The following is a 23,747-nucleotide window of genomic DNA, read 5'->3' as shown; positions in this document are numbered from 1 at the left end:
CTAAAAAGTAACTTTACTTTATCACCGTACTCATATATACGCCTAATAAAGTAAAGTCAGAACAAAGGGAAGAAAAGAAATGGCTTCGCCAGACAACCTACCCTGTTGACCAGAATCCATACACGACACAACATGTTTTTCTTTTGGCTGCAAAAATCTTCGTGACTGCATCTTGTTTTTAGTTGACTTCAGTTGGTGAAATTACCGCTTATTTCGTATCTTCGCAACGGATAGAAAATAGGTGGACTTCGGACGGGAAACGGCAGTTTTCCCGTTGGTTCCGATTCAAGAGAAAAGAGTGGCAAAATAGGCAGTTTTGAGCCTGAAAAACAAGCGAAAAATGGCTTTTCTACCGTTTAAATGCCAATTCTTTTGTTTTCAAGCAGTTCGATATGCTGCGTCGGCAAGTAATATATACTTACAAACGATTAACATCAATCATCATTGATTAGTAAGGCACTCATTTTGAGCGCCTTTTATTTTTGCTCATTCAGCGATATTCATCGTTGGAAGGTCTTTTTCTGCTCATTTTTGTACCGTATTTGTAACTCGGACGCAAGACCTATAAAAACCTCAAGCAAGGTAGTAGAGAAACTTTACGCCATTTTACGTGGTTTTACGGGATTTGACAGAAATAATGGAGAAATAAAGACGAAATAAAATGAGCAGTAATTTGAAAATTAAAAGAATTTGTGCTTGGTGCGGTAAAGAGTTTATCGCCCAAAAGACAACTACAGCGTGTTGTTCTAAACAATGCGCCAACGCACTCTATAAAAAGAGAAAGCGTGATGAGGCGATTAAGATAAACAATCAAAACATCGAAAAGAAGATTGAAGAAAAGCCTATTACCATAATAAAAGATAAACCTTTTCTTACAATCACTGAGACAGCTATTTATCTTGGAGTAACTCGACCAACTATTTATGGTTACATTAAAAGAGGTGAATTGAAGGTCATTCGATTAGGTTTTAAATACTTTTTAAAGAAAGAGGATATTGAGAAATTGTTCAATACTCCTATAGAGTTCCATACTCCGACAAAAGAAAAAGCTCCTATCACCGACTTCTACACCACCTCCGAAGTCAAGGGAAAATACCATGTTAATGAATCGTGGATATTCGTTATTGCCAAGAAGCATAACATTCCACGCACCTTCAATCGTGGCAAGACCTATTGGAGTAAAAAACATATTGATGCCTACTTTGCCAAGAAAGCCCCTGACCCAGACATCACCGAATGGTACAGCACGCAGGAAATGCAGGAAAAGTTCGGCATGACTTTGTCCGCTATCTACACCTTTGCCTACAAAAACGCCATTCCAAAGAAGAAGGAAGGCATTATGGTGTATTACTCGAAAAAGCACGTGGACATTGCCAAAGGAATTGCCAAGCCGGAAGAAACGATGTATTATACCGTGGCAGAAGCAATGGAGAAGTTCAACCTCACGCGCGACCAGCTTTACCATTATGTGAAATGGCACCATATTTCTAAGATAAAGAAAGGCAAATACACCTTCATAAGCAGGACTGAATTGGATAAACTTCTTGCCCCTCCAAAGATTGAATGACGATTTTCCGGTTATCGTCCGGTGATGTTGTTCGCCATTCTATCACCCGATTTCTTTGTGCCCAAAACAAATGTAAAACTCTAAATATCATTAGTTATGAATCACACCTGTACAAAAGTGACCGTTCGCCAAAGAGCGATTCGCAATGACCGTATTTCTTTGTATCTGGATTATTATCCGGCAGTACGCAACCCCGAAACGATGCAGATGAGCCGCAGGGAATACCTTGGCATCTACCTCTATGCCCATCCCAAAAACGAAATGGAACGGGCATTCAATAATGAGATGCTGAACAAGGCGGAAGCCATTCGATGTATCCGTGTGCAATCCCTTATCAACGAAGAGTTCGGCTTCTTGGACAAGACCAAGCAAAAAGCCGATTTTCTTGCCTACTTCAAAAAGATGTGTCGCACCAAAGATGAGAAGTGGACTTTCGTGTATCAGCATTTCTATAACTTCGTCAAGGGCAAATGTACCTTCGGTGAAGTGAACGTGGATTTGTGCAAGCGTTTCCGCGAATACCTGTTGAACGCCAAGCAACTCAAACACTCCGACCGTCCCATTTCGCTCAATTCAGCTTCCGGCTACTACTCCACATTCCGAGGATTGCTGAAAATTGCTTATCGTGACAAATGGATTCGTGAGAACATCAACGATTTCTTGGATAAGATTGAGTCGGAGGATGTGAAAAAGGAATATCTGACACTGGATGAAGTCAAGCTGCTTGCAGCCACTCCCTGCGACATCCCCGTACTCAAAGCGGCTTCTCTTTTCGCCTGCCTAACTGGTTTGCGCATCAGTGACATTCTGAAACTGCAATGGGAAGATTTCGAAATTGCGCCCGACCAAGGTTATTGCCTGCGCATTCGTACACAAAAGACGCAAACGGAAGCAACACTCCCTATCAGCAACGAGGCATACGAATTGTGTGGAACACCCGGCACGGGAAAAGTATTCAAGGGATTACAACGAAGCATGACGCAACATCCATTAAAGAAATGGATTAAGAAAGCCGGAATCAATAAGCACATCAGCTTTCACTGCTTTAGGCATCACCTTTTATCCTATTCTCTGAAAATAAGCAGTTTATACGAATCGCTTTATTAAGCAGGTAACGATTTAGAAACGAGCAGAATTCCCTTATCTGTCCTATTTTGCATTATCGAAAAAGAACGCTCTTATTCCAAGAACAAAGATAGGATTTTTTTAGTTATTGCGTTATCCCATCTTTAAAATAATTGTAAATGTAGATTTCAAAAGACTCTAACTTTGAACAAGAAATTATATCCTCATCATTTAGTGTATTAAATTTTGATATGGCAGCACTCAAAGTTAACCCTTTATCTTCAAAATCAATCAACCCAGAATTCTGAATCTTTTTTGCTATCATTCTAGGAAGACCATATTCTTCCAATTGATAAACAACTGTTGGTAAGAATACGGATGACAGTTTGGAAATAAATGGAGATAAATCAAAATCAGATTTTAGAATTGCTTTTTGAAGTATATTTACATCGCTAATTAATGAAGATAATTTAAAAGACACATTACGCTCTAATCTAAAAAAAGTATCTAGACCAATACCTATATCATCTAAATCTTGTAATAATTCAGGAATAGTTTTCTCCCAATTTCCCGACAATATTTTAACAAATTCAACAAACGTACCATATTTAGCATCCCAAGCGCCTGGCTGTAGGTTTAATATTTTATAAAGAGCAGCATCCCAGTAATCTGGATTTGAATAATTTAAATATTTCAAACATTCCCAAGCTTCTGGATTGCTGGACAATTTATGAGCAATGGTTTTGAGTAAATTAGAATCTTGAGCTTGCAGTATAGAATCATTTTTGTACTCTTTATATGCGTTTCCAACAAGGTTTAGCATTTCCTTATCATGTTCGTCTATTTTAGCAACTTGTTCGCGAGTTAATATTTTCTCATATTTCTCTTTATCTAAATCTCCTAATATTTCTTCTGGAAAAGGTATTGCAAGCTGAGTTTCTGTATCATTAGGTCTTTTAGCCAAAACATAAATATTCCCTATAAAATGTTTAAACATTCGCCCTGCTCTTCCAATAAGATTTTTATATGCAAAATTACTAAATTGCAAACCTCTTCCAGAGGTCATCCATACAATAACATTTTCTGCAGATGTGTTAACACCTTCGATTATTGAGGATGTTGATATTAGACGATTCAAACCTTCATTTTCCTCAAACAATTTAATCTGAATTTGACTTAATGAACGATGTAATGAACCATTATGCACACCGACTCCTCGTTTAGCTAATAAAGTAAGATTCCAATTATAATCGTAATTCTTTCCCAACCAATCAGAAAAGTCATTTAACAATACTGAATCAATTTTAGGAGAGGTTTCTAGTATTAAATTTGATAAAGATGTTATATTAGAGAAAGATCCAGCATATATTAAAGTCTTACCTTTCAATGTTCTATTTAGATTTAAGAAATATTCTCCTTTTTTTTGAGTATCAGTACCTATTTGAGGATAATAATCTGTAACTTTAAGAAAAACAGTATTAAAGTCCATTTTCATGAACTCCATATCTTTAGTAAACTGATTATCCTCTATTTTAGTTATATTAGGAGCTAAATAATATTTTTGCTTTGCAATTTGACCTAGCTTTATAATGGCCTTTATCAATGATGCAGATCTTTCTTTTTCAAAATCTTTACTTGATTTGTAAAATTCATCAACAATCAATATGTCTAACGAATCAATCTTATTTACATAGCATAGTGCTCGTTCTTGTGGAAATATAAAAATATTTCTTTCTGCTAATGGAATATCGGTTGTAGTTATTATATTATATTCATTTGCAAATTTCTTATATATTCGTCTACGCGTTTCATCAGTTAATGCTATTGTTGGGACAATTATTGCTACATTTCTAGGCTTCCGCAATTTAATAAAAGCATCAATAACAAAACTTTTACCAAAGCTAGTAGGTGCACTTACAGCAATATTCTTACCTGCTAACAAAGAACTTAAAAGTCTAAACTGTTCTCTATGCAAAACTTTTTCTTCGTTCAAACCGATGTCTGCCTTAAATAGATTGTAAACAAATGCATCTTCCCATTCAGAAGAATTAACATCCATATAAGGATACAATCCAACTTCTCTAATTAGAGAATTCAACAGAGGGAAGTATTGAATATTATTTCTACCAACATAATCTAATAGTTGAATTAACAAATCTCTTGCCTTAGGCTCATCTCCATCTATTAGATAATCATTTATTTCTGAACACTTATAAAACAAATCTTCATTCATAACTATTATTAAAGTCTAAAAATATTAGCACGATTCGTAAACATCTCAACAATTTTAGATTTCTTTGGAACAGGAAAAATCATTAAATGAAATTTGATTTCAGAATACATATACACATCTGTAGCGCATTTTTCAATTTGTTTCTTAAAATAAGAATTAACCCGATCAATATAAAAATCCCGCATAGATTTTATATAGCTTTCTTCGAGTCGTGTTGCCTTTGATGTAATGTTGCATTCATGTAATATAAGAATAGGTATATGTAATAAAGGCTTTATTTTGTCAACGGAAATATCTTTATTTAAAAGTTTCTTTATGTCTAAAACTATATTATCGGGTATATCTAATGTAGATAATTCATTAATGCCAATAATAATAGAATTTTCTTTTTTTATTTTGTCAGTAGACAAGGTATTATAAACAGAAGTAACAATTGATGTCAAGCGTGTATCGTCTATAGAATCATAAAATTTTGCTTCTCCTAACCACAATGAAAATTTATCGCCTGGCTCCAATACAATATGGACACTATCTGCGCCCTTTGCATAATCATTCACATTCTGCTTATAGTAAATTTTAGGCACAACAGGAAGCGCGTTATAATAATTACGCATTATAGCATACAACAAAATTTCTGCTATTTCTCCACCGGCGATGTCATTGTCTGTAATTCTAAGATTCTTTGCAGCCCGAACTAACATAGAAGAAGGACGGCTACCTAATGCCATTCGTTCTGCTTGGTTTAGTGCAGTTTGAGCAACATTATCCCAAATATAGTCTAGAAAATCATTAATTCTCCATGCACCATCTTCGAAATCCTGCACCATACATAAGGTATCCTTATTCTCAATCGGAGAGATAGACGTATCTGATAATATATCTGCAAATGGGCAAGATAGCACAATGTGAAACGGCCTATACATACGTACACTATTTTATATATTTATGATTTTGAATATAAAGGTACGGATTATTCCTCATATGTTTTTACTATCAAGACATAAAATAGTATCTTTGCTTAAAAATATTCACAATGATAATCACTATCGTATCTCTTATTGATCAATTTTTAAATATTAATATACCAACATACAAAGATTATCAGTTTTTCTCTTACTTATTTGAATCTAATACTAAAGGAGATATTTTGAGAGTCCAAGTGGCAAGCAAAAAATTCAAGTCTCGTTTGAAAATATTTGACGAGCTAAGCAGGGTTAATAGAAAGTATTTAGCAATAAAAGCTGTATTTGACAGGATACCTGAGGATAGCAAATTTATTGTTGTACCTGGAAAAATTGATGATACTATTTTACTATATCATTTAAGAAATAAAGTAGATAAATTAAATGGCATAGAAGATACGACCTCTAATTTGGATAAAACAATTAGTCAAATAGCATCTTTGTACTACACTCAAAGTTTTAATGGCAATGCTAAACGAAGACAATATATAGGTGAAACAGATAAATCTAATCGAATATGTAGATTTTGTGGTCAACAAGTTCCAATAGTTTCATTTAATAATACAGCTCATGCTATTAGTGAATCCCTTGGGAACAAAAGTATCATCTGTAGAGAAGAATGCGATAATTGTAATGAACGATTCAGTAGAACAATAGAGCCGGACATTGCAAATATGCTTTCATCTCTTTTAACTATTTATTCTATTCACGGGAAAAATGGAATTAGAACAACCGCTGGTAAAAATTTCAAACTATCATTAAATGAAGCAACTAAAAGCGACACTAATGTAGGGACCATAACAATACAACTGCAACAAAAATTTCCTGAGAATATAGAAGATTTTTTTAAAGAGCAGTTATCACTAGATGCTAGCACCCTAAAATACATTCCTCAAAATGTATATAAATGCTTATGTAAATATGTAGTAAGTGTTGTTAATAAACGATACTTAGCAGATTTTAGGAAAACTATTGATTGGATAAATTCGACAACAAGGTATTGTAAGTTGCCAATAGTTGCTATTGGGGATGCCCAGATAAAAATGGAAGCCCCGTATTTGATTGTATCAATACGCAAAACAAACAATTACAATTATCCATATTGTTTTGCCTTATTTGCGATAGCCAACACCATATTTGCATTTATTATACCCTTTACATCAAAGGATAAATATCATTTCACCACACCGAAGAAATACAAAATCTTTCAAGAAATGATTCAATCTTGGTATAATAGGATCAAATGGTCTTTCAATAAATTATCATCATCTCAAAGGACATACACACGAGTAGATTTTACGCTACAAATTCCTCCAGAATGTAAATTAGGGAAAGATTACTTTGTACTTAATAAGAAAAATAATCTTTAGCCGAAATCCCCTAATTATTAGATTAATTAATTTTTGTAATTATTCCAGTTTCAGGAATCCCATTAAAAAAGCATCAGGAAAAATAAACTTCTTTTCTCCTAATGTAAATCTGACATAGATAAACTTCTCATTCTTATTGATTTTTACAACCGTTCCTTTGCCAAACTTCTTATGAACTACAGTACTGTCAACCGCTAATTTCTCAAGTTGTTTTTTGAGATTACCATCCTCTTTCGTTGATTGCACAGATGGTGACTTCGCAGTAGTGAGCTCATTTACAGGGCGAGATTGTACAACTGGTACAGAATGAGGTTGTGAGGTCTTTGTTGTTCCTTGTTCAGTTTGTTTTTTATTGACTGTTTCAGTACCTTTTGAATAGGAATCAGAATCTACCTTTGTCATTGAGGATTGCTGATTGTAGAAGAGTTTTTCATACTGCTCCTTGCGGATGGTAGTATCCCAGCCACCTACTTCGTCTGTTATATGCCTATTGATACCAGTATATGTCAGACTAGCATCTTCATAGCGTTTGAATTTGAAGATAGCGTCGTTCATCAGCGGTGCATTAAATACACCGAGTGAACAGAGCATATTAAAGTCCTCGACACTTAAACCTGTAACTTTCTTGAACAGACCTGGCTCCAACTGTGTAATGACATCCTTCAGGCATCTTTCACGGTAGTCAGTCAAATACATAAATACAGGAATACGAGTAGCAAACTTTATCAGTTTCTCTTGAATCTGTTTGCGTTTACTCTTCATTTCCTTTTCCTCGTCAGAAATTTCCTTTTTCTCCTTTGGGGTTGGATTGGGATTTTCTTTCTTTGCCTTTTTAACGGCCTCGGATTTATTGATGATGGTAGTAAGGTCATTGTTCAGGTTACGGAACCCTTCTATATTCATCAAGGCTTTCATGGCTTCAGGACTCGCAAGCAAACGTTTCAGTGTATCATTGTCTACATTTACAAGCAGGGCTGATTCCCACCGTTTTGCCAATAACGTAGCCGAAGTTCCTGCCAAAGCGATATCCAAGATGTCTTGTGCATCAACTTCTTTCATGCTGCTGCCATCATAAGCCAGCACAGGAAGAAATTTTATGAACTCACCGACTTTCGCCTCTGGGTTGGATTCATTGATATCCAGTCTACAACTGTAATCGGATATTTGCCGTAACGCTCTGTCAAGGGCAAAGTCAAAGACATAGCATTCATTTTTCATTATGACACGTCTTCCATCCTCATCCTTTACTTCCCATGGACTCTGAACTCTAAATGCTGCCTGAAAATATGTTTCCGGACTTTTCAAATTCCGTAGCATGAATATCCCAGTCCAAGGTTTCACGGTAACACCTGTTGTCAGTTTGCCACAAGTCAGTGTTATTGTCTTTGTCCTAAGAGGATCTCCCATATTCGCCTGAACCGGATACAAAGCATCCAGACCGATTCCGGCTGCAGTTCCAGCACATACTATCACTTTGTAATCGTGGTAAAATTTGTTTTGCCGTTGAGCAAGCAGATTTGCCATAGCAAAACAAGATGCGATATTAGGCAGAAACCAAATTGTGTGTGAAAGTACATTGAGCAATCGAGTATCACTGAATGGCATTGGAGGACGTTTATCCTGTCCTAATTTCATGTCATCTACACTAGCTGGAAGGTATGAACCACGAATAAGATTCAGCCATTTCTGTACCTCGTTCTCATATTTGAATCTGGCATTTGCACCTTTGCCTTCTGCTGCGAAAAACACATTCAGGTCAAACTCATCAAACTCACCTTGCTTTGCTACTTCCTGTATTTCATCGGGCATACGGTAAGTAAGCATTACCATTCGTGGCAGAGCTATATAAGGATTACCGTTACCTTTCCATTCCGTTTTAGCTCGCTGCTCATCAGAATAAGTCCAGTTAAAGATCTGCTCCTCTATAAATTCTCCGGTATTGATGGCTCTAAATGGTGTTCCTGAGAGAAACAGATAATATCGTGTTGAAATAGGAAGCCATGTTTCATTAATGGCATTGCTTGCTTCATCTTTCTGATATTTTTCCACATCAAAATCTACCTCATTTTCTTCATCCTCCTTTTCAAACAATTCCTTCGCTCTCTCTTTCCAAGCTCCGAAGTGATATTCGTCAAATATTACCAAATCCCAATTTGTCGAATGGATAAACTCATTTTTTGTCTTTATTCCTCCACTTTCGTTTGTGCCAAGCAAATCCTGAAACGAACCAAAAACGACAATGGGCCTTGATTTATCCGTACGATTAAACTCCTGGTCAATATTCAAATTATTGTTGCGTGCATCTTTATTGGATATGTACTGCCATCCTTCAAAGTCGATATGGGATATAAGATCTTCTCTCCAGGCTGATTCTACAGCAGGTTTGAATGTAAGGATTAAAATCCGCGACAACCCCATTTTCTTTGCCAGCTGATAACTGGCAAATGTTTTCCCGAAACGCATTTTTGCATTCCACAAGAACTTTGGTGTGTGACCAGGCTCTTCCTTGAGTGCCTGATCAAAATATTTTTAGTCTGTTCTACGGCACGAAACTGTTCAGGACGCATCGTGAAATTCTGTGTTCTGTTCTCAACATTGTCTGACCCTGTACGAAGGGATAATATAGCAGCTTCAACATCAGATACTGAACACTTGAACCACTCATCGGTTTTGTCAAGAGGATTCAGTCGATGACATCCTTTGCTTTCAAGAATCCTGTGTATGTCCTTATCTGTAAAACAAGATCCGTCATTAGCCATTGCAGACTTGACTAATACAATCTCATACTTGATTTTGCTTGTGTGGAGCTGCTCTTCAATACGTTCCTGGGCAGTACGGTTGGTATACCCGATTTTCAAATATCCTTTGTGTGACTCTACTCCAGGCAATCTGTAGGCATATATTGTAGGAGTAACAGCAGGTCGTTGGGGAAAGAAGTTATGTTCCATAATATTACTCCATTGGTCGTATCATTGATTTAATAAACGCAATCTCTTCTTCAGTCAGTCCATACTTAGCATATAATTCTTCATCAGTCCAGGATTTAGAATAATCTTGAACTGGAACAAATGCAAAAACGCCTTTAGATATATTTTGAGTATTCTTTATCAGAGACATCATAAATCTAAAGAACCTCGTGGTCATATATGAAATTAGGTTTTGACCTTCGACCTTGTTATTAACAAAATCTACAATCAAATACGTTTCTGTGCAGACTGTATTTACATCTGCATATAATGGAGTAGAAATAATGCTGTGGGGATATTCATCTCCACCAGGACTAGCTTTAGAAACCAACACTTTCTTTTTATCTTTCCAAGCAATATTTTTAGTTATATATCGTGATTCTATAAACACTTGTTTCTGAGAAGATTTACTTCTATCGCTTCGAAATAGAGTTATATTTGCTTTGCTTGATTTTGTCAATTCATAATTCTCAAAATTCGAAGGTATTCCAAACGGTAACCTTGATTGCACTCGATTATCCATTGTTTCTTCTTTAAAACTGCGTACTTTATTTAAGATAGAGATAGCTTCATTGTACCTTATAAAAGTTGTTGAATTACCTTCAAGTAAAGGTCTTTCTAAAAAAGATGTAACAATGTTACCTTTATGGTTGTAAATTAGACAATCCCCTTTTTGATTCCTATCCCATAAGAAATAACATACTCCGCCACGAATGTTAATTCCTGGGAAGCAATCAGATGTTTCTGGAAAATCATGAATTATGCGTAGATGTCTATCATTCAGCATTTCATCTCTAAAACTATCAAGTCCTTTACCACCTGAGTACCATCTTGCGGGAATAATCATCGTTAGATACCGAGGATTAAGCTTTATGGCGTTTTTAACAAACTTATCATATATAGGAGTGGCACTACTGCCTTCTCCTCCTCCATCATTCATTTGATAAGGTGGATTGCCTATAATCACATCAAATTTCATATTGAATACTTTGTGTACATCTAAGTTGTGGATAAATTGATAAGCGTGGGTTTCAAGTTCCGTTCCACGATCATATTCATTTTTCGAAGCCCCGCAATAGATACATTTACCATCTTTCCAAGTATGTCTAATACGTTGGAAGATTATATTTCCTTGAGGCTTTTCTTCCGAAAACTGATATACTGAAAACTCCCCACTCGGATATTTACTACAATAAACACTTCGACGGGAAAGTAAACTCGTGAGTTCTGTAATAGCAATACCAAAGAGTTGCTTTGAAAATATGTGCTCTATACGTTTTTCAAGATCAGGAATTTGTTTTTCAAGCCCTTTTATCAGTCTTTTGGCTATTTCCCGTAAAAACACACCGCTTTTGCAGCAAGGATCAAGGAATGTCGTATCGGGATTCTCAAACAACTCTTGCGGCAACATATCAATAATCTTGTTAGCCAATTCCGGTGGGGTAAACACCTCATCATTACTAAGATTTGCAATACAAGACAGCACATCAGGATTATATACATTTTGAAACAAACTATTCTCCATAATCCTGAACCTTTTTATAGTGAGTAATATATCTTCTCAGGAATATTCCACCTTCTTCCTTTTGCTCTTCAGTGAGTGCGAATAGATTGCCCTCACTACTATCATTGTAGAGAAGGAGGTCTGTCATTGTGTAGTCAGAGCGTTGCATCTGAGTGCTACCGATTAGTGTCCATTCTGAAAAGACTATAGGAGCTGTGGTATCGTTGCCATCAGTATCGACACACATCAGTGTTAGCGCATTTCCGTTGATGATATTTCGGCTTATAATAAACTTAGCCGCTTGACGAGCTTCGTCCGAAGCCTCGGCTTTACAATGGTCGGTGTATTCTTCATTCCAAATAGAGAATAAGCGTTCACGACAAGCATATACATTGTCGTTCATTATATCTACACCGTACAAACTGCCTATGGCTACGATCGCTTGCTTTTCGTAGTCACGGGGGCTCTTCTTATATTTTCTTCTTAATTCTGCGAGTTTACGTCTGAGTATGGCAGAAAGGAAGTTCCCGTCACCACAAGCTGGTTCCAGAAATCGGGAATCCGGTCTCAAACACTCATTTTTTACAAGGTCCAACATTGCGTTTACCTCACGCTCTGCCGTAAATACTTCACCTCGTTGTGCAACTCTTTCTTTAGACTTTATCTGACTCATATTCCATCTTGCTGAGTCTCTCTATATAAGAGGTAGTATGACAGATGAAATATCCTGGTTATCAACTGTTGTTTAAGTCTCAAAACTAGAATCTGATAAACAATTCTATGTTTTTGAACATTACAATATGCTTTTATTGGCTCTTAAATAATAATAGTTGCTATATTTTACGTAATTTCGCAACATATTATGTCTCTCTTATATAGAATGTAGTCGTTTTACTAAACACTTAATTGAGCCCTACAAATCCATTAATATCTGTGCGTTAGCTTTGTCTACTACGGAGTTATCCAATGAGGCCAGATAAATTTGTGTGGTAGCCTCGCAATCATGTCCCATTCCTTCACTGATGACAGAAATAGGAATGTTCTTGCCTTTGGCTGCGCTTGCCCATGAATGACGGGCACAGTACATGCTTAGAGGAACGGATATATCGGCCAATCTGGCTATTTCTTTCAGGTTCCGGTTTATTCCGGACATGACACTCCTGTAATGCTTGTGCGTATCCTTAAAAGGATATTTCAATACCGGCAAAATATAAGGACTGAGGCTGTCTTCCGGGTATTTGCCGACAATCTCCTGCATACATTTTTCCCACCTGACAACCAGCTGCTGCCCGGTCTTTCGTCTGCGATACGATAAGAAACCGTTCTGAAGATCTTTCTTTTTTAGGTGAGCCATATCTATGAACGACATGCCACGGGTATAGAAACTGAACAGGAACATGTCCCTTGCAAATTCCAGATTAGGCTGTAAGGACAGATCCAGATTCTTCATACGTTTGATGGCTGATAAGGGAACGGCACGTTTGACGGTCTTGTCCACTCCCGTATAGACATGCCTGAAAGGATTGCGCTGTTCCATCAGTTCCTTTTCCAAGGCACGGTTATATACCGCCCGAAGGATACGCATGTAGAATGAACTGGTATTCCGTACGGCTCCTTTCCCATGAAGGTAGGCTTCATAAAGCTGCATCAAATCCGAATCAATTTCGGGCAGCAGAACATCCCTGTCCCCTCTGAACTGCATGAAACTTTTCAGAGTGCAGGAATAATTTTCGGCTGTGCGTATCTTGCCCATCTGTTTGAGACGGGCTATGATGCCTTGCATGAAGTTGAAAAGCGACTGTCCCTCTGTATTGCTTTGAAAAGAAGTGACAATATCATCTGCTGTATATGTCCCTTTTCGATTTTCCAGTTGGCGGATAATCATGTCCAACCGTTTCAGGTCCCATTCCATGCGTTCCTGCACGGAAAGGAGCAGATTGCTTCGTTCCGAACTACCGACAATGATACAGCTCTCAGCTTCATTCCATTCATCCTTAAATATCCGGTAATCCGTCTTTAGCTGACGGATTACACGGTTCTGGATAATCTGATAATAGACGGTACCTTCCTTTCCCTCTATGGTGGAAGGTCTGAATTTCACTTTCACACTGGCCATAGGCTTACTTTTTAGATTCGTCCGTAATAGACTTGTCCTTGATGGACTTCGCCTTGGTGTCCAGTTCTCTCGCGGCCTGTTCTTTCAGCCGTGCCTGCTCAGTCAGAGTAGCTTGTCTCTGTACCGCTTCCTCGTAGGCTTCCACGTCCTCACGCATCTGTTCTATCCGTTCGTTATCCCGGTTCGGTCCAAAAAGGTTCTCAAGTTCCACGAGTCGCTCGGAGGTAGCCTCTCCTTTCATCTTGACATAACGGTACTTCAGATCATTATCGGCCTGCACGTTATCTGTCCTCACCGAAAAATAGAGAGTCACGGACAGAATCACGATTGTCACGAACATCACGAAAAAACTCCCAAGAGTGTACGGGGATTCTACACTCAGGCTGAAATGATGGTTGATGTTGCTTGTCTTAACTACATTCTTTCTGATTGTGTCATTGGTCTCACAAAACAAGGCTTCCACTTTCTTCTGGTGCTGACGCTGTTCATTCCGTATTTCTGACAAGACCTGTCCAAGTCTTTCCTGTGACGAGTTCTTCCTGGCCATGGAAACCATATCGTTCTTAATGGCGGCAAGTCCTTCGTACACGCGAGCCAACAATTTGCGAAATGTCTCATGATCTTTCCGGACTTCATTCAGCACGGACTCATCCTTTTCCTTTTCATTGTTAACTGTCGAGCTATTGCCTTCCGGCAAGGGGACGGATAACCCGTTGATTTTATTCTCTATTCTTTCCAGGCATCCGAAGATGCTCTCGATATATTCTTCCAATTTCATATTCCTGCAATTTTAATGTTCATGAATAATTTGAATGAGAAAGGACAGGCTACAACCCGAATCCTTTCCTCCTTTTCTTTTTCCTGCGTCTGCGCAAGAGTTCTTCCTGAGGTAACGGCTCTTCGGGAGCAGTGCCGTTTGTCGGACTGAACAGTCCCTGTCCCGTACTTTCGAGGAGATGGCCTCCGTCCGGTATCCTTTGTAGTACCTTCCGTTCGGATTCCTGTTGGGCTTCCGAGGGCTTCCAACTCAACAAGGCATTCAGTTTGGCAAAGCTGAACTCCCGGCTGATCTGTGAAGCCTTGAAGGTCTGCCCGTCCTTGGTGAACCGGATTCCCTGTATGTCCTCCGGCTTTTTTATCTCCATGGTACGTTTTACAAATTCCAGCCTGATACCCCGGCGAAGCAGGTAATCGTTGAACTCTTTCCATGTTTTGGAATGCTTCAAAGCTGCCTTGACGGCATTGAAAATTTCGTATTTCACACGCTCCGAAGCATGGAGCTTCTCCACATTAGTCTTGCCCTTGCCCTCCGCATATGTCAACCCGTACTTGTCCTTAAGCAATTTTGTGGCGATTTCATTACGCTTGTAATCGCTTTGGGAAGAGATTACCTTGCCGTCATATCCGATGCGGTTATAGACCAGGTGGCAGTGCGGATTGTCTGTGTTATGATGCCTTACCAGGATGAACTGAGTGTTTTTTATTCCCATCAGTTCCATATATTCCCGGGCTATTTTAGCCATAAATTCATCTGTCAGCAATGCCTTGTCTTCCGGCTTGAAACTCAATGCGATGTGTCCGACAGGCTGTTTGATCTTCGGATTAAGCTCCCGCTGGTAGTTGAAACTATCCGTTATTTCCCGGATATTTCCCAGCAGTACACCGTCGGAGTCGATGATTTCCGCGTTGTCCTTGCCCATTACGTAACGGATACAGCCGCCGAAGGATTTCCCTTTCTTGATCTTGCCAATCATGACGGCCTCCCTTCTCCGTGCCTGTACCGGACTATAATCTCCTTGAGTTTCTGCAGGAGTTCCGTCACCGTCTTTTGGGTACGGTGGAATCCGGCCTGATGGGACAGACGGGTCAGCTGGTTCAGGTTGTTTGCCATACCCGTAAGGCTGCGTATGACGGCAGTTTCCTCGGCAGAGTGTCTAGCCGTTATCGTCGTCTCAAAGGCTGATACGCGGAGAAATTCCGCCAGCGTGAGGTTAGCCTGTCTGCTGCGTCGGCATAGCCGCTCATAGTCTATCTTGGAGAATTTCACTGTAACGGCTTTGCTGAGTTTGCACACTCCGCTTACTCTGGGGCGTCCCCTCGGTCTGTTTTTCTTTTTGTCATTCATATTTTCTCTGTTTGATTTTTGATTGTTCTTTTTCTCACAATCTGCGACCACCGGGAGCTGATTGTCTCCACTCTTTGGGAGTGGAGCGAGGTTTTCGGGATGCCCGAAAGATAACCTCGCTAACTCCCAAAACTGAAGTTTTGTCCGTTACTCCCTCTGGTCGGTTGCTGACTGTCTGAATACTGTAATGACTGGAGTCAGTAAGCAAGTCGGTAATTCCTGAAAATGTCACAGCTTTCTCCACTGCTCGAAGTCTTCCGAATAGATTTCAAGATGCTGCCTGGCGATGTTTTCAAGCAGTCCGGAAACGCTCATTTTGCGTCCTCCCAACCTGCGGACAAACTCGTCCAGCCTGTCACGTACCTCGCCGCTAACAAACACGGGCTTGCGGTCTTCGATTCTCGGAACCTGAAGAAAGGTTTTCCGGTATTCGTCCAGAGATAGTTTTCTCTGTCTACTGCTTATACGTCGCTGAGATGCGGGAATGGCTTCCTCTTTTCCGGTTGACGGTTGCTGGGGCTCGAATGTGGAGTCGGTCTGTTCTACCGTTCCTTCTGACTTCTCTTTCCCGGTATCATTCAAGGATGCTTCTATGGCAGTTTCAATGCTGCCATCTGATGGGAGTATGAGTGACATGTCTGTACCTGTCATGGCCTCCCATTCTTCTTTGGTCAATTTCTTTTTTGTTACCATACATTTTTTGATTTTAATCGGTTTACTCACTGGTCTCGGTGCGCACCTTGACTCATTGTCGTGAGCAAAGGAAGTGTGTATAGTGAACAGAATCAAGCAAATGGAGATACCGTGACAATTATGTAATCTCGTGCACTATACCGATTGGGCGGTCGGTGCTGACTGCCGTGATTTGCCGGAGTGATTTCTACATACCGGATTGTCAAGAAGATTCTGTATATAAAGAAGGCTCATTATATACAGTTGATATGTAACATGATGTCATTTCGGGCAACGCATCGTCACCGGTCTGAAAATCCATTGCAGTGTGATTTCTACTGCTTTTATTTGCAGTGGAAACAGGATAAAACGGTCACATTTCCATCCGAAAATGGACGATGAGACATGATGGTATATCGGCTGTAAAAGACCTGTTCTGTTCCAGATTTTTGAATATATGTTTAACTGAAAATAAAGAAGACAATGGAAATTATCAGCTTTGAAAAAAGGACTTTCGAGGAGATTGCCGCCAAGCTGGATCGTTTCGTGCAGCGGGTGGAAAGTCTGTGCCGTGAACATGGCGGAAAGGAAGCAAGTGAATGGATGGACAACCACGAGGTCTGCCGCAGGTTACGTATCAGTCCGAGAACCCTGCAGACCTTGAGGGATAACGGGACGCTGGCCTTTACAAAAATCGGAAACCGGACTTACTACCGTCCCGATGATGTGGAGCGTGTGGTCGGAAATGTGGAGGAGAAACGTAAGGAAGCCCGCTGGAAAGGCAAGACCATTTGAACGAGTTTCAAGAATAATGTATAACCCAATATCAAACGCATATGAGTAATGAAATCAGAGAAAAGGACCATGAGTGGGTAAAGACGTTCCACTCGAATTTCGACAGGCTGTTGGCCCTGCTCGAAAAGTTGTTGGAAAAACGGCAACCGTCTGCTTATGGCGATGAACTGCTGACAGACAAGGAAGTGGCATACCTGCTGAAAGTAAGCCGGAGAACCTTACAGGACTACCGCAACAACGGCATTCTGCCTTACACACAGGTAGGTGGCAAGATTCTCTACCGGGCTTCCGACATAGAAAAGACACTGATGAAAGGGTACAAGGAGGCGTACAGATACAAAAGAAGCTGACACGCCAAACGCTCAACAAAGGACACATAGGGATTTTGATTTTTCTGGAGGGAGCGCAGTTGACCGCCTGCCCATTTTATTTGTGTTTCTAAAAATTAGCCTTTCCAAAATGATAAAAAACAGCGTATAGTATTAGGCTCTATTTGAACCAATCTATATGCTGTTTTGTTTTTTTTTCTGACTTTTCCGTCAGTCGCTTGTTTCCGCTGCCGTCGGCGTCCATTGTACAGACGTGAAAGGGAAAAAGTTTTCGGGCTGAATACGCTCTGAAAGAGGAAGATTCTGCCCGTAACGGCAAAGCCGCATGACCTTTTCGCTTTCAATAGAGTCTGTACTAACTTCTATGGACGGCAAGGAAACGGGCGGCTGACAGAAAAATAAGCTCTATTACTTGTAATAATAAAGTAATTATTATACCTTTAACTTTCATTCAATCAAAAACACTTTTATATTATGAATAAAAAGAATTTTGCATTATTAGCAGTTTTATATGATACTGAAGGGGCAGATTTATATCACGATATTTATTTCCCAATAATAAAATATGTTTTAGCCACTAAATGTACCCAACAAATAGATACGGCAAAATTTTATGATATTACTGAATTGCAGGAAAATATAATGGCCATATTTGGAATAAAAATGCCATTAACTGTTCTAAAACAATGTATTTTGGCTATAAGCAAAGCTAATTCAGATTTCAATATTACGACTTATGAAAATGGCCAGCAATTTCAAATTAAAAGAATATGGAATATTTCTATAAATGAAAATATTGATACAAAAATGGATCAAGTAATAAAATACTTTGACCAGTTGGAATCTGAATTTAAAATATACTTACAAGATAAATTAGTTGAATCAGATAAAACCTTTTTAGATTTCTTTATTGATAACACCGAAGATTTATTCAAATACTTAAATGATTTAGATTCAGCGACATTAGTGAATGAAAATTATCTTCACATAGTGCGCTTTCTCTTAGAGTTGAAGGAAAATAAAATAGAACTTTTTAATATAGCTAATGACATTTTTTGGGGATCATGTGTAGCTGCATTCCTAAAAAGAGAAGTGGATTTAAACATTAGACCTATAAATAGTATAGACTATTATTTAGATTCATCTCTTGTCATGGCCATTCTGGATTTTGATAGTGAAGCTAATGTTATTTATGCTAAAGAACTTTTAGAAATAATATTAAACTCAGGGAATAGAGCTATTGTCAATACAATGACAGTGAAAGAAATAGATTCTATTCTGTATGCTGTAGAAAAAGCTCAGGTTCCTAATCCCAATACAGCCATTGCAGAAGCTTACTATAGAAGAAATCTATCTTCAAGTAAAATATTATCATTAAGAAATAAACTAAGAACACTAATTGAAAATACAGGTATTATTATTCAAGGAGAATCCGATATAGAGTTAAATAATATCATAACTAAATATAGAAATAAACCATCTGTTAAAGAATTAGGAATACAGAGAAATCAGACAAATTCAGAAAATAATTTCCGTGAAATACATGATATATATATAAATGACTATATAATAAAGAAAAGAGGACATGTTCAATCACGAGAAAAAATTAATTGCATATTCGTATCACTAAATAGTGATTTGATACAATTTATCAAACATAATTATACTGGAATAAAAATTTCACCAATAATTCATCCAGCAAAAGTCGTTACTGAGTTATGGATTCATAGCTCCAAATCAACAATTGTAAGAAAAAATGGTCTCATTGAAGTTATTTCTCGATGTATTGCATTAAACAATACAGATGTTCGACATAAATTAAGATTAGTATCAAAATATATCAACGAAGACGAACTGTCAAAAGATGATTATTCTGCTCTGTATTGTGCTTTAGTCAATCGTTCTCAAAAGGTTTTGAATGAAGTAGTTAAAATCTCAGATATAGGGGAAATCTCAGATGAAGAGAAACAGAAAAATATAAAAATAGCATCCACAACCATTCATTTAGCTATAGAGGAACATTCGGAACGAATTAAACGGATGGAAAAAATGGGAGAAAAATTAGAAGAGGTTTCATCTACACTGCAAAAAACGACCCAAGAATTGGACTCAATAAAAGGTATGTTGGATAAGCAAGTTTCTATAAATAGTAGCAAGCAAGATGAAATAGAAAAACTTAAATTACAAATTAATAATAAAGAAAAAGAAAATCAAAACAGCTGCAATGAGATTATAAAACTAAAACAAAAATTAAAGACAAAAGATAGAATTTCAGAAATTGAGAAATTGATAGAAAGCCTTGATTCAAAAATTAAAGATCTCAATGAAGATAGAGAAAAATCAATTTCTTTAGTCAAATTCTATATTCCTTTTTTTTCCGAAATATTAGCGATTGTTGCATTAATAATAATAGCACCTTTCTCTATTTGTAATTTCGTAAGTGATATGTCTAACATGGATATTACATACAAAAATTTATGGGGATATATTACAGGAAATAAACTACTAACATTTGGATTGGTATTTTCTATCGTTACATTCATTTTGGGCCTTACTAGGATTCAGAATTTATTTATTTTATCACCTAAAATAAATAAATCAAGAATTATTAATGAACAAAATGCGTTTTGGAATAATAGTCATCCTGAATTTCATGAACTAAATAATCAAAGAAAAACGCTTGAAGAAGAAATGGAACATTTAAAAACATTAATCTAATATTACAATATAGCGCCAGTATTTTAATATTACTGGCGCTATATTGTAATTAATTATTTTCTTATTAGTTTATCCATATCCTCTGAAATCTTGTCATCTGTAACTTTTGCGTATCCTTGTGTCGTTCTGATATTTGTATGGCCCATCATCTTTGAGATGCTTTCCATGGGAACTCCGGCAGAAACCATCATGGTACCGAAAGTATGGCGGCTTTGATGGTATGACAAGTTATGCTTGAACTGAAGGGAAAATCCCAATTCATGTATCTCAAACCAAATCATACTCCGTATGGGTAACGGGAAAATGGGCTTACTGTCATCTGTCGTATTATACAAGGAAATTATCTGCTCCGCTATCGGGTGCAATGGTATAAATGACTCAACGCTTGTTTTCTTGCGGTATGTTCTGATATATTTCCGTCCTTCTGCAGTTGTACCTATATGATGTGGATAGAGGTTGCGTACATCAACGTAAGCCAAACCGCAAAAGCATGAGAATATAAAGGTTCTTCTTGCAAGTTCCTGTAGTGGATCCGGTTTTGGATGGCTCATTATCTCTTGAAGCTGATTCTTGCTTATATACATGAGCTTTGTAGGTGCCTTCTTTTCATATTTTATATCATCCAAAGGATTATATCTCAAAATTCCGTTATCCACGGCAAGATAAACCAGACGTTTCAGCCAGCAAAGACAATGGTTACGGTATGATGGCTTATGAGGGTAATTTGTTTTCAGATACAAAATGAAATTGGTGCCAAACTCTTCGGTAATATCTGTAAAAAGCATGTCCTCCTTGCCCAGGGAACGGATGTATTCCCCCAGATAGTAATGATACATTTTTGATTGCCTGTAACTGGAGGTTGAATCTATTTGAATGGAACGGATTTTTAGAGTTTCCCGTTCCACCTCCCCTGCTTGTAATATGTACTTTGGGATGTCGAGCGCGCCTGTCATAGCTGTTTTCAGCAGCTCTGCACTGATGACACCGTTTACTTTCAACAGTTCAGCATAAGTTTCATCTACGCGTTTCTTATATTCACCAAGCATCCCGTTCAGTCTGTTGTTTTTGATTTCCCCTTTCTTGCTGTTCCACTCTTCCTGCTGGCAATACAACCCGGTTGATAATACAACAGCCTTTCCATCTATTGTAATACGGCACATGATTGATGTAGTCCCGTCAGATTTGACTTTACTGCGGTTTATATAATACAGTTGCTTATATGTACTTCTCATGATTCTTTCACTTTTGTTTTATAATACCAGTTTCATATCACTCGTTGCTTCGATGAATTTGTCCATATCCTCGAAAAGTTTTTTAGGAGTTACCCTTGCATAAAGCTGGGTAGTTGTCAGATTGGTATGACCCAGCATTTTGCTGATTGTTTCAATAGGAACACCAGCTTCAAGGGTTATCAGACTTCCGAAGGTATGTCTTCCCATGTGATAGACCAAATCACAGCTTATGCCAGCCAAATCACGCAAACCTTTCATGTGTCGTCTCATATTGGGGTGGTGTATCATCGGGAAAAGTTCTTCCCTGTCATTCGAACGATATTTTTCTATAAGAGCGATAGCCTCCGGCAGCAATTTGACGCGGGCCAGATATTCATTCTTCTTTCTCAGATACTTTAACCATAAGTCGCCTTTATCGTCCTTGTATATATTATCTCCAGTGATTGAAACCGCATCCGCATACGGAACTCCTGTATAACAGGCAAAGAGAAATAAATCCCTGGCTATATTATGAGTGATTCTTTCCGGTGGTATTACGACATCACGGATCTTCTCAAAATCCTCACGACTCAAAGCCCGTGGTGGTTTCCGGTTCTCTTGGGGTAGTTTGAAATTCACAAAATAACGCTTCTCCGCATGTCCTTCCTTGAATGCCATCCGGCAGATTTTCTTCAGGATTGCCAGATAATGTCTTGCCGTATCTACCGCAAGTCCTTTGTCCTTCAGTATATAATCCTGAAACTCCCATGGGATGTGTTCATTCAACTGTCCAAAAGCAACATCACTTGTCTTGAATCGTTTTTGAATAAATTCGCCAAGATACCTGCGGGTGTAAATGTATGTTGACATGGAGCTTTTAGCTACATCAATACCGATTCTTGAGCGCATATCCTCGATATGCATATCAAGCCGTTTCAACAGAGTCATCTGGGTTTCTACACTTCCTTGTAAAAGCTCTTTTACGGCAGTCGCGTCAAAATCAATCTTACGTTCTACAAGTGAATCAAATGCAGAATTGACCGAAAGCAAGAGCCGGTCAATTTTCGCATTAATATCAACGGCTTCTTTACTCTTTCCATTCAGTCGGCTTTCTCTTGGATTCCATAACTCCGGAGTACATGACAGCTTACAACTGAATTGCGCCATCGTGTTGTTTACCGTTATTCGCCCCATTATCGGAGCCTTTCCGAATTTGTCAAGACCACTCTTTTTCAGGTAGAGCAGCACCTTGAATTTTTCTACTTTCATACGCTTATTTTTTTAATGGCAAAATTACCTATTTTATAAGCGTCCTTTGATATGCAAAATGCTGACATACAGTGAATAATAGCCTCTGTGACAGATTCTTTATTGTTCAGTCTGTTACCTATTCGGTTCAGGTAACTGGGCGACTAACATTCTGGTAACTGAACACCTGCAATAACCTGTCCATTTTTGCTTTCCATTATCTCAGCAAAAAACAGAACTTTTGCTCATATTCAACCAATTACGTTTTCCTTTCTCATCCCTTCATCTACTTGCTTCCTATATTCTGTTCCACTGCTTTCGCCACTCCTATGCCGTAATCCAAATCTCTTTAGGCACTGACATCTACACCGTTTCCAAGATGCTCACACATAAAAATGTGTCCACGACCCAAATCTACGCGGATTTGATAAATACAAAGAAGCGCGAAACAGCTAATAAAATATCACTCAAATAAAGACAAACTTATGAAACGAGGAATCATATATAACAACGGCTATTCCATCATAATTCCAAATGATGAAATTTGGATGACTTCTTGGGAGATAGCAGACCTGTTCTATGTAACACCTGTCTCCATCAATCATGCTATCAAACGTATTCTGAAAGAGGAAGTTCTTATTGAATCTCAGATACACCGATATATTTGTTTAGAGAACGGGAATCATGCAGATGTATATAACATGGAGATGGTCATTGCCCTATCTTTCCGTTTTGACACAGGACATTCCATATTGTTCCGAAGATGGCTGATACAAAAAACATCCACTCCAAACCGTTCTAAAATACCGATACTCATTCCCCTATCCGGAAAGGAACAACACTTTTGCTGATATGATAACCCTGTA

20 protein-coding genes and 1 pseudogene are annotated in these 23,747 nt (G+C 38.2%); 8 read left to right on the top strand and 13 right to left on the bottom strand.

What is annotated here, in order from left to right; all coding sequences use genetic code 11:
- The first annotated feature begins 661 nt into the window (after positions 1-661).
- Both M3090_RS07430 and M3090_RS07425 read left to right on the top strand, forming a co-directional pair.
- Entirely contained in the window at positions 662-1,567 is a 906-nt protein-coding gene (locus tag M3090_RS07430) for a helix-turn-helix domain-containing protein (protein ID WP_249054967.1), read from the top strand.
- 96 nt (positions 1,568-1,663) lie between these two features.
- Positions 1,664-2,674 (top strand): tyrosine-type recombinase/integrase, encoded by a 1,011-nt coding sequence (locus tag M3090_RS07425; protein ID WP_249054966.1) that lies wholly within the window; start codon positions 1,664-1,666, stop codon positions 2,672-2,674.
- A gap of 103 nt (positions 2,675-2,777) precedes the next feature.
- On the opposite strand, the gene M3090_RS07420 is transcribed toward M3090_RS07425, so the two are convergent.
- Positions 2,778-4,865, bottom strand: coding sequence for a DEAD/DEAH box helicase (locus tag M3090_RS07420; RefSeq protein WP_220446465.1), 2,088 nt, complete (start codon positions 4,863-4,865; stop codon positions 2,778-2,780).
- A gap of 8 nt (positions 4,866-4,873) precedes the next feature.
- A complete protein-coding gene (locus M3090_RS07415; protein WP_249054963.1) occupies positions 4,874-5,692 on the bottom strand; it encodes a DUF1837 domain-containing protein in 819 nt (272 codons plus the stop codon).
- A gap of 206 nt (positions 5,693-5,898) precedes the next feature.
- On the opposite strand from M3090_RS07415, the gene M3090_RS07410 reads away from it, so the two are divergent.
- Positions 5,899-7,197: an HNH endonuclease gene (locus tag M3090_RS07410; protein WP_249054961.1), complete on the top strand. Its 1,299-nt coding sequence runs from the start codon at positions 5,899-5,901 to the stop codon at positions 7,195-7,197.
- A gap of 39 nt (positions 7,198-7,236) precedes the next feature.
- Here M3090_RS07410 and M3090_RS07405 read toward each other — a convergent pair whose 3' ends face one another.
- The 9 genes from M3090_RS07405 to M3090_RS07365 form a co-directional block, all read right to left on the bottom strand.
- Positions 7,237-9,675, bottom strand: coding sequence for a restriction endonuclease (locus M3090_RS07405; protein WP_249054959.1), 2,439 nt, complete (start codon positions 9,673-9,675; stop codon positions 7,237-7,239).
- Positions 9,594-10,145, bottom strand: a complete 552-nt coding sequence (locus M3090_RS07400) for a GIY-YIG nuclease family protein (RefSeq protein WP_249054957.1) — start codon at positions 10,143-10,145, stop codon at positions 9,594-9,596. The genes M3090_RS07405 and M3090_RS07400 overlap by 82 nt, the downstream gene beginning before the upstream one ends.
- A gap of 4 nt (positions 10,146-10,149) precedes the next feature.
- Positions 10,150-11,688 (bottom strand): Eco57I restriction-modification methylase domain-containing protein, encoded by a 1,539-nt coding sequence (locus M3090_RS07395; protein WP_122289865.1) that lies wholly within the window; start codon positions 11,686-11,688, stop codon positions 10,150-10,152.
- On the bottom strand, positions 11,678-12,340 hold the full coding sequence (locus tag M3090_RS07390; RefSeq protein WP_087383711.1) for a restriction endonuclease subunit M: 663 nt from the start codon (positions 12,338-12,340) through the stop codon (positions 11,678-11,680). Before M3090_RS07390 ends, M3090_RS07395 begins: the two co-directional genes overlap by 11 nt.
- Positions 12,341-12,580: 240 nt before the next feature.
- Positions 12,581-13,783: a site-specific integrase gene (locus M3090_RS07385; protein WP_249054955.1), complete on the bottom strand. Its 1,203-nt coding sequence runs from the start codon at positions 13,781-13,783 to the stop codon at positions 12,581-12,583.
- Between the two features lie 4 nt (positions 13,784-13,787).
- Positions 13,788-14,561 (bottom strand): hypothetical protein, encoded by a 774-nt coding sequence (locus M3090_RS07380; protein WP_249054953.1) that lies wholly within the window; start codon positions 14,559-14,561, stop codon positions 13,788-13,790.
- A 49-nt stretch (positions 14,562-14,610) separates the two neighbouring features.
- Positions 14,611-15,537: a relaxase/mobilization nuclease domain-containing protein gene (locus tag M3090_RS07375; RefSeq protein ID WP_249054951.1), complete on the bottom strand. Its 927-nt coding sequence runs from the start codon at positions 15,535-15,537 to the stop codon at positions 14,611-14,613.
- On the bottom strand, positions 15,534-15,908 hold the full coding sequence (locus M3090_RS07370) for a plasmid mobilization protein (RefSeq protein WP_249054949.1): 375 nt from the start codon (positions 15,906-15,908) through the stop codon (positions 15,534-15,536). Before M3090_RS07370 ends, M3090_RS07375 begins: the two co-directional genes overlap by 4 nt.
- A 228-nt stretch (positions 15,909-16,136) precedes the next feature.
- Entirely contained in the window at positions 16,137-16,601 is a 465-nt protein-coding gene (locus M3090_RS07365; protein WP_249054946.1) for a DUF3408 domain-containing protein, read from the bottom strand.
- A 462-nt stretch (positions 16,602-17,063) separates the two neighbouring features.
- On the opposite strand from M3090_RS07365, the gene M3090_RS07360 reads away from it, so the two are divergent.
- The 3 genes from M3090_RS07360 (at position 17,064) to M3090_RS07350 (ending at position 20,422) form a co-directional block, all read left to right on the top strand.
- Entirely contained in the window at positions 17,064-17,375 is a 312-nt protein-coding gene (locus M3090_RS07360) for a helix-turn-helix domain-containing protein (protein WP_249054945.1), read from the top strand.
- A 41-nt stretch (positions 17,376-17,416) separates the two neighbouring features.
- Positions 17,417-17,725, top strand: coding sequence for a helix-turn-helix domain-containing protein (locus M3090_RS07355; RefSeq protein WP_249054943.1), 309 nt, complete (start codon positions 17,417-17,419; stop codon positions 17,723-17,725).
- 453 nt (positions 17,726-18,178) lie between these two features.
- Positions 18,179-20,422 carry a hypothetical protein gene (locus tag M3090_RS07350; RefSeq protein ID WP_249054941.1) on the top strand — a complete coding sequence of 748 codons (2,244 nt, stop codon included), beginning with the start codon at positions 18,179-18,181 and terminating at the stop codon, positions 20,420-20,422.
- Positions 20,423-20,475: 53 nt separating this feature from the next.
- On the opposite strand, the gene M3090_RS07345 is transcribed toward M3090_RS07350, so the two are convergent.
- Both M3090_RS07345 and M3090_RS07340 read right to left on the bottom strand, forming a co-directional pair.
- Positions 20,476-21,654 carry a site-specific integrase gene (locus tag M3090_RS07345; RefSeq protein WP_249054939.1) on the bottom strand — a complete coding sequence of 393 codons (1,179 nt, stop codon included), beginning with the start codon at positions 21,652-21,654 and terminating at the stop codon, positions 20,476-20,478.
- An 18-nt stretch (positions 21,655-21,672) separates the two neighbouring features.
- Complete coding sequence (locus M3090_RS07340; protein ID WP_249054936.1) at positions 21,673-22,902, bottom strand: site-specific integrase; 1,230 nt, start codon at positions 22,900-22,902, stop codon at positions 21,673-21,675.
- A 280-nt stretch (positions 22,903-23,182) separates the two neighbouring features.
- On the opposite strand from M3090_RS07340, the pseudogene M3090_RS07335 reads away from it, so the two are divergent.
- Positions 23,183-23,356: pseudogene (locus M3090_RS07335) on the top strand (tyrosine-type recombinase/integrase); the annotation flags it as partial.
- Positions 23,357-23,366: 10 nt separating this feature from the next.
- Positions 23,367-23,732, top strand: a complete 366-nt coding sequence (locus M3090_RS07330) for a lipofamily protein (protein WP_204506579.1) — start codon at positions 23,367-23,369, stop codon at positions 23,730-23,732.
- The last annotated feature ends 15 nt before the right edge of the window (positions 23,733-23,747 follow it).

The sequence above is a fragment of the Bacteroides sp. ET71 genome (assembly GCF_023336905.1).
Lineage (GTDB): Bacteria > Bacteroidota > Bacteroidia > Bacteroidales > Bacteroidaceae > Bacteroides.
The sequence above is the reverse complement of the archived record's forward strand: the minus strand, read 5'-3'. Positions and strand labels throughout refer to the sequence as shown.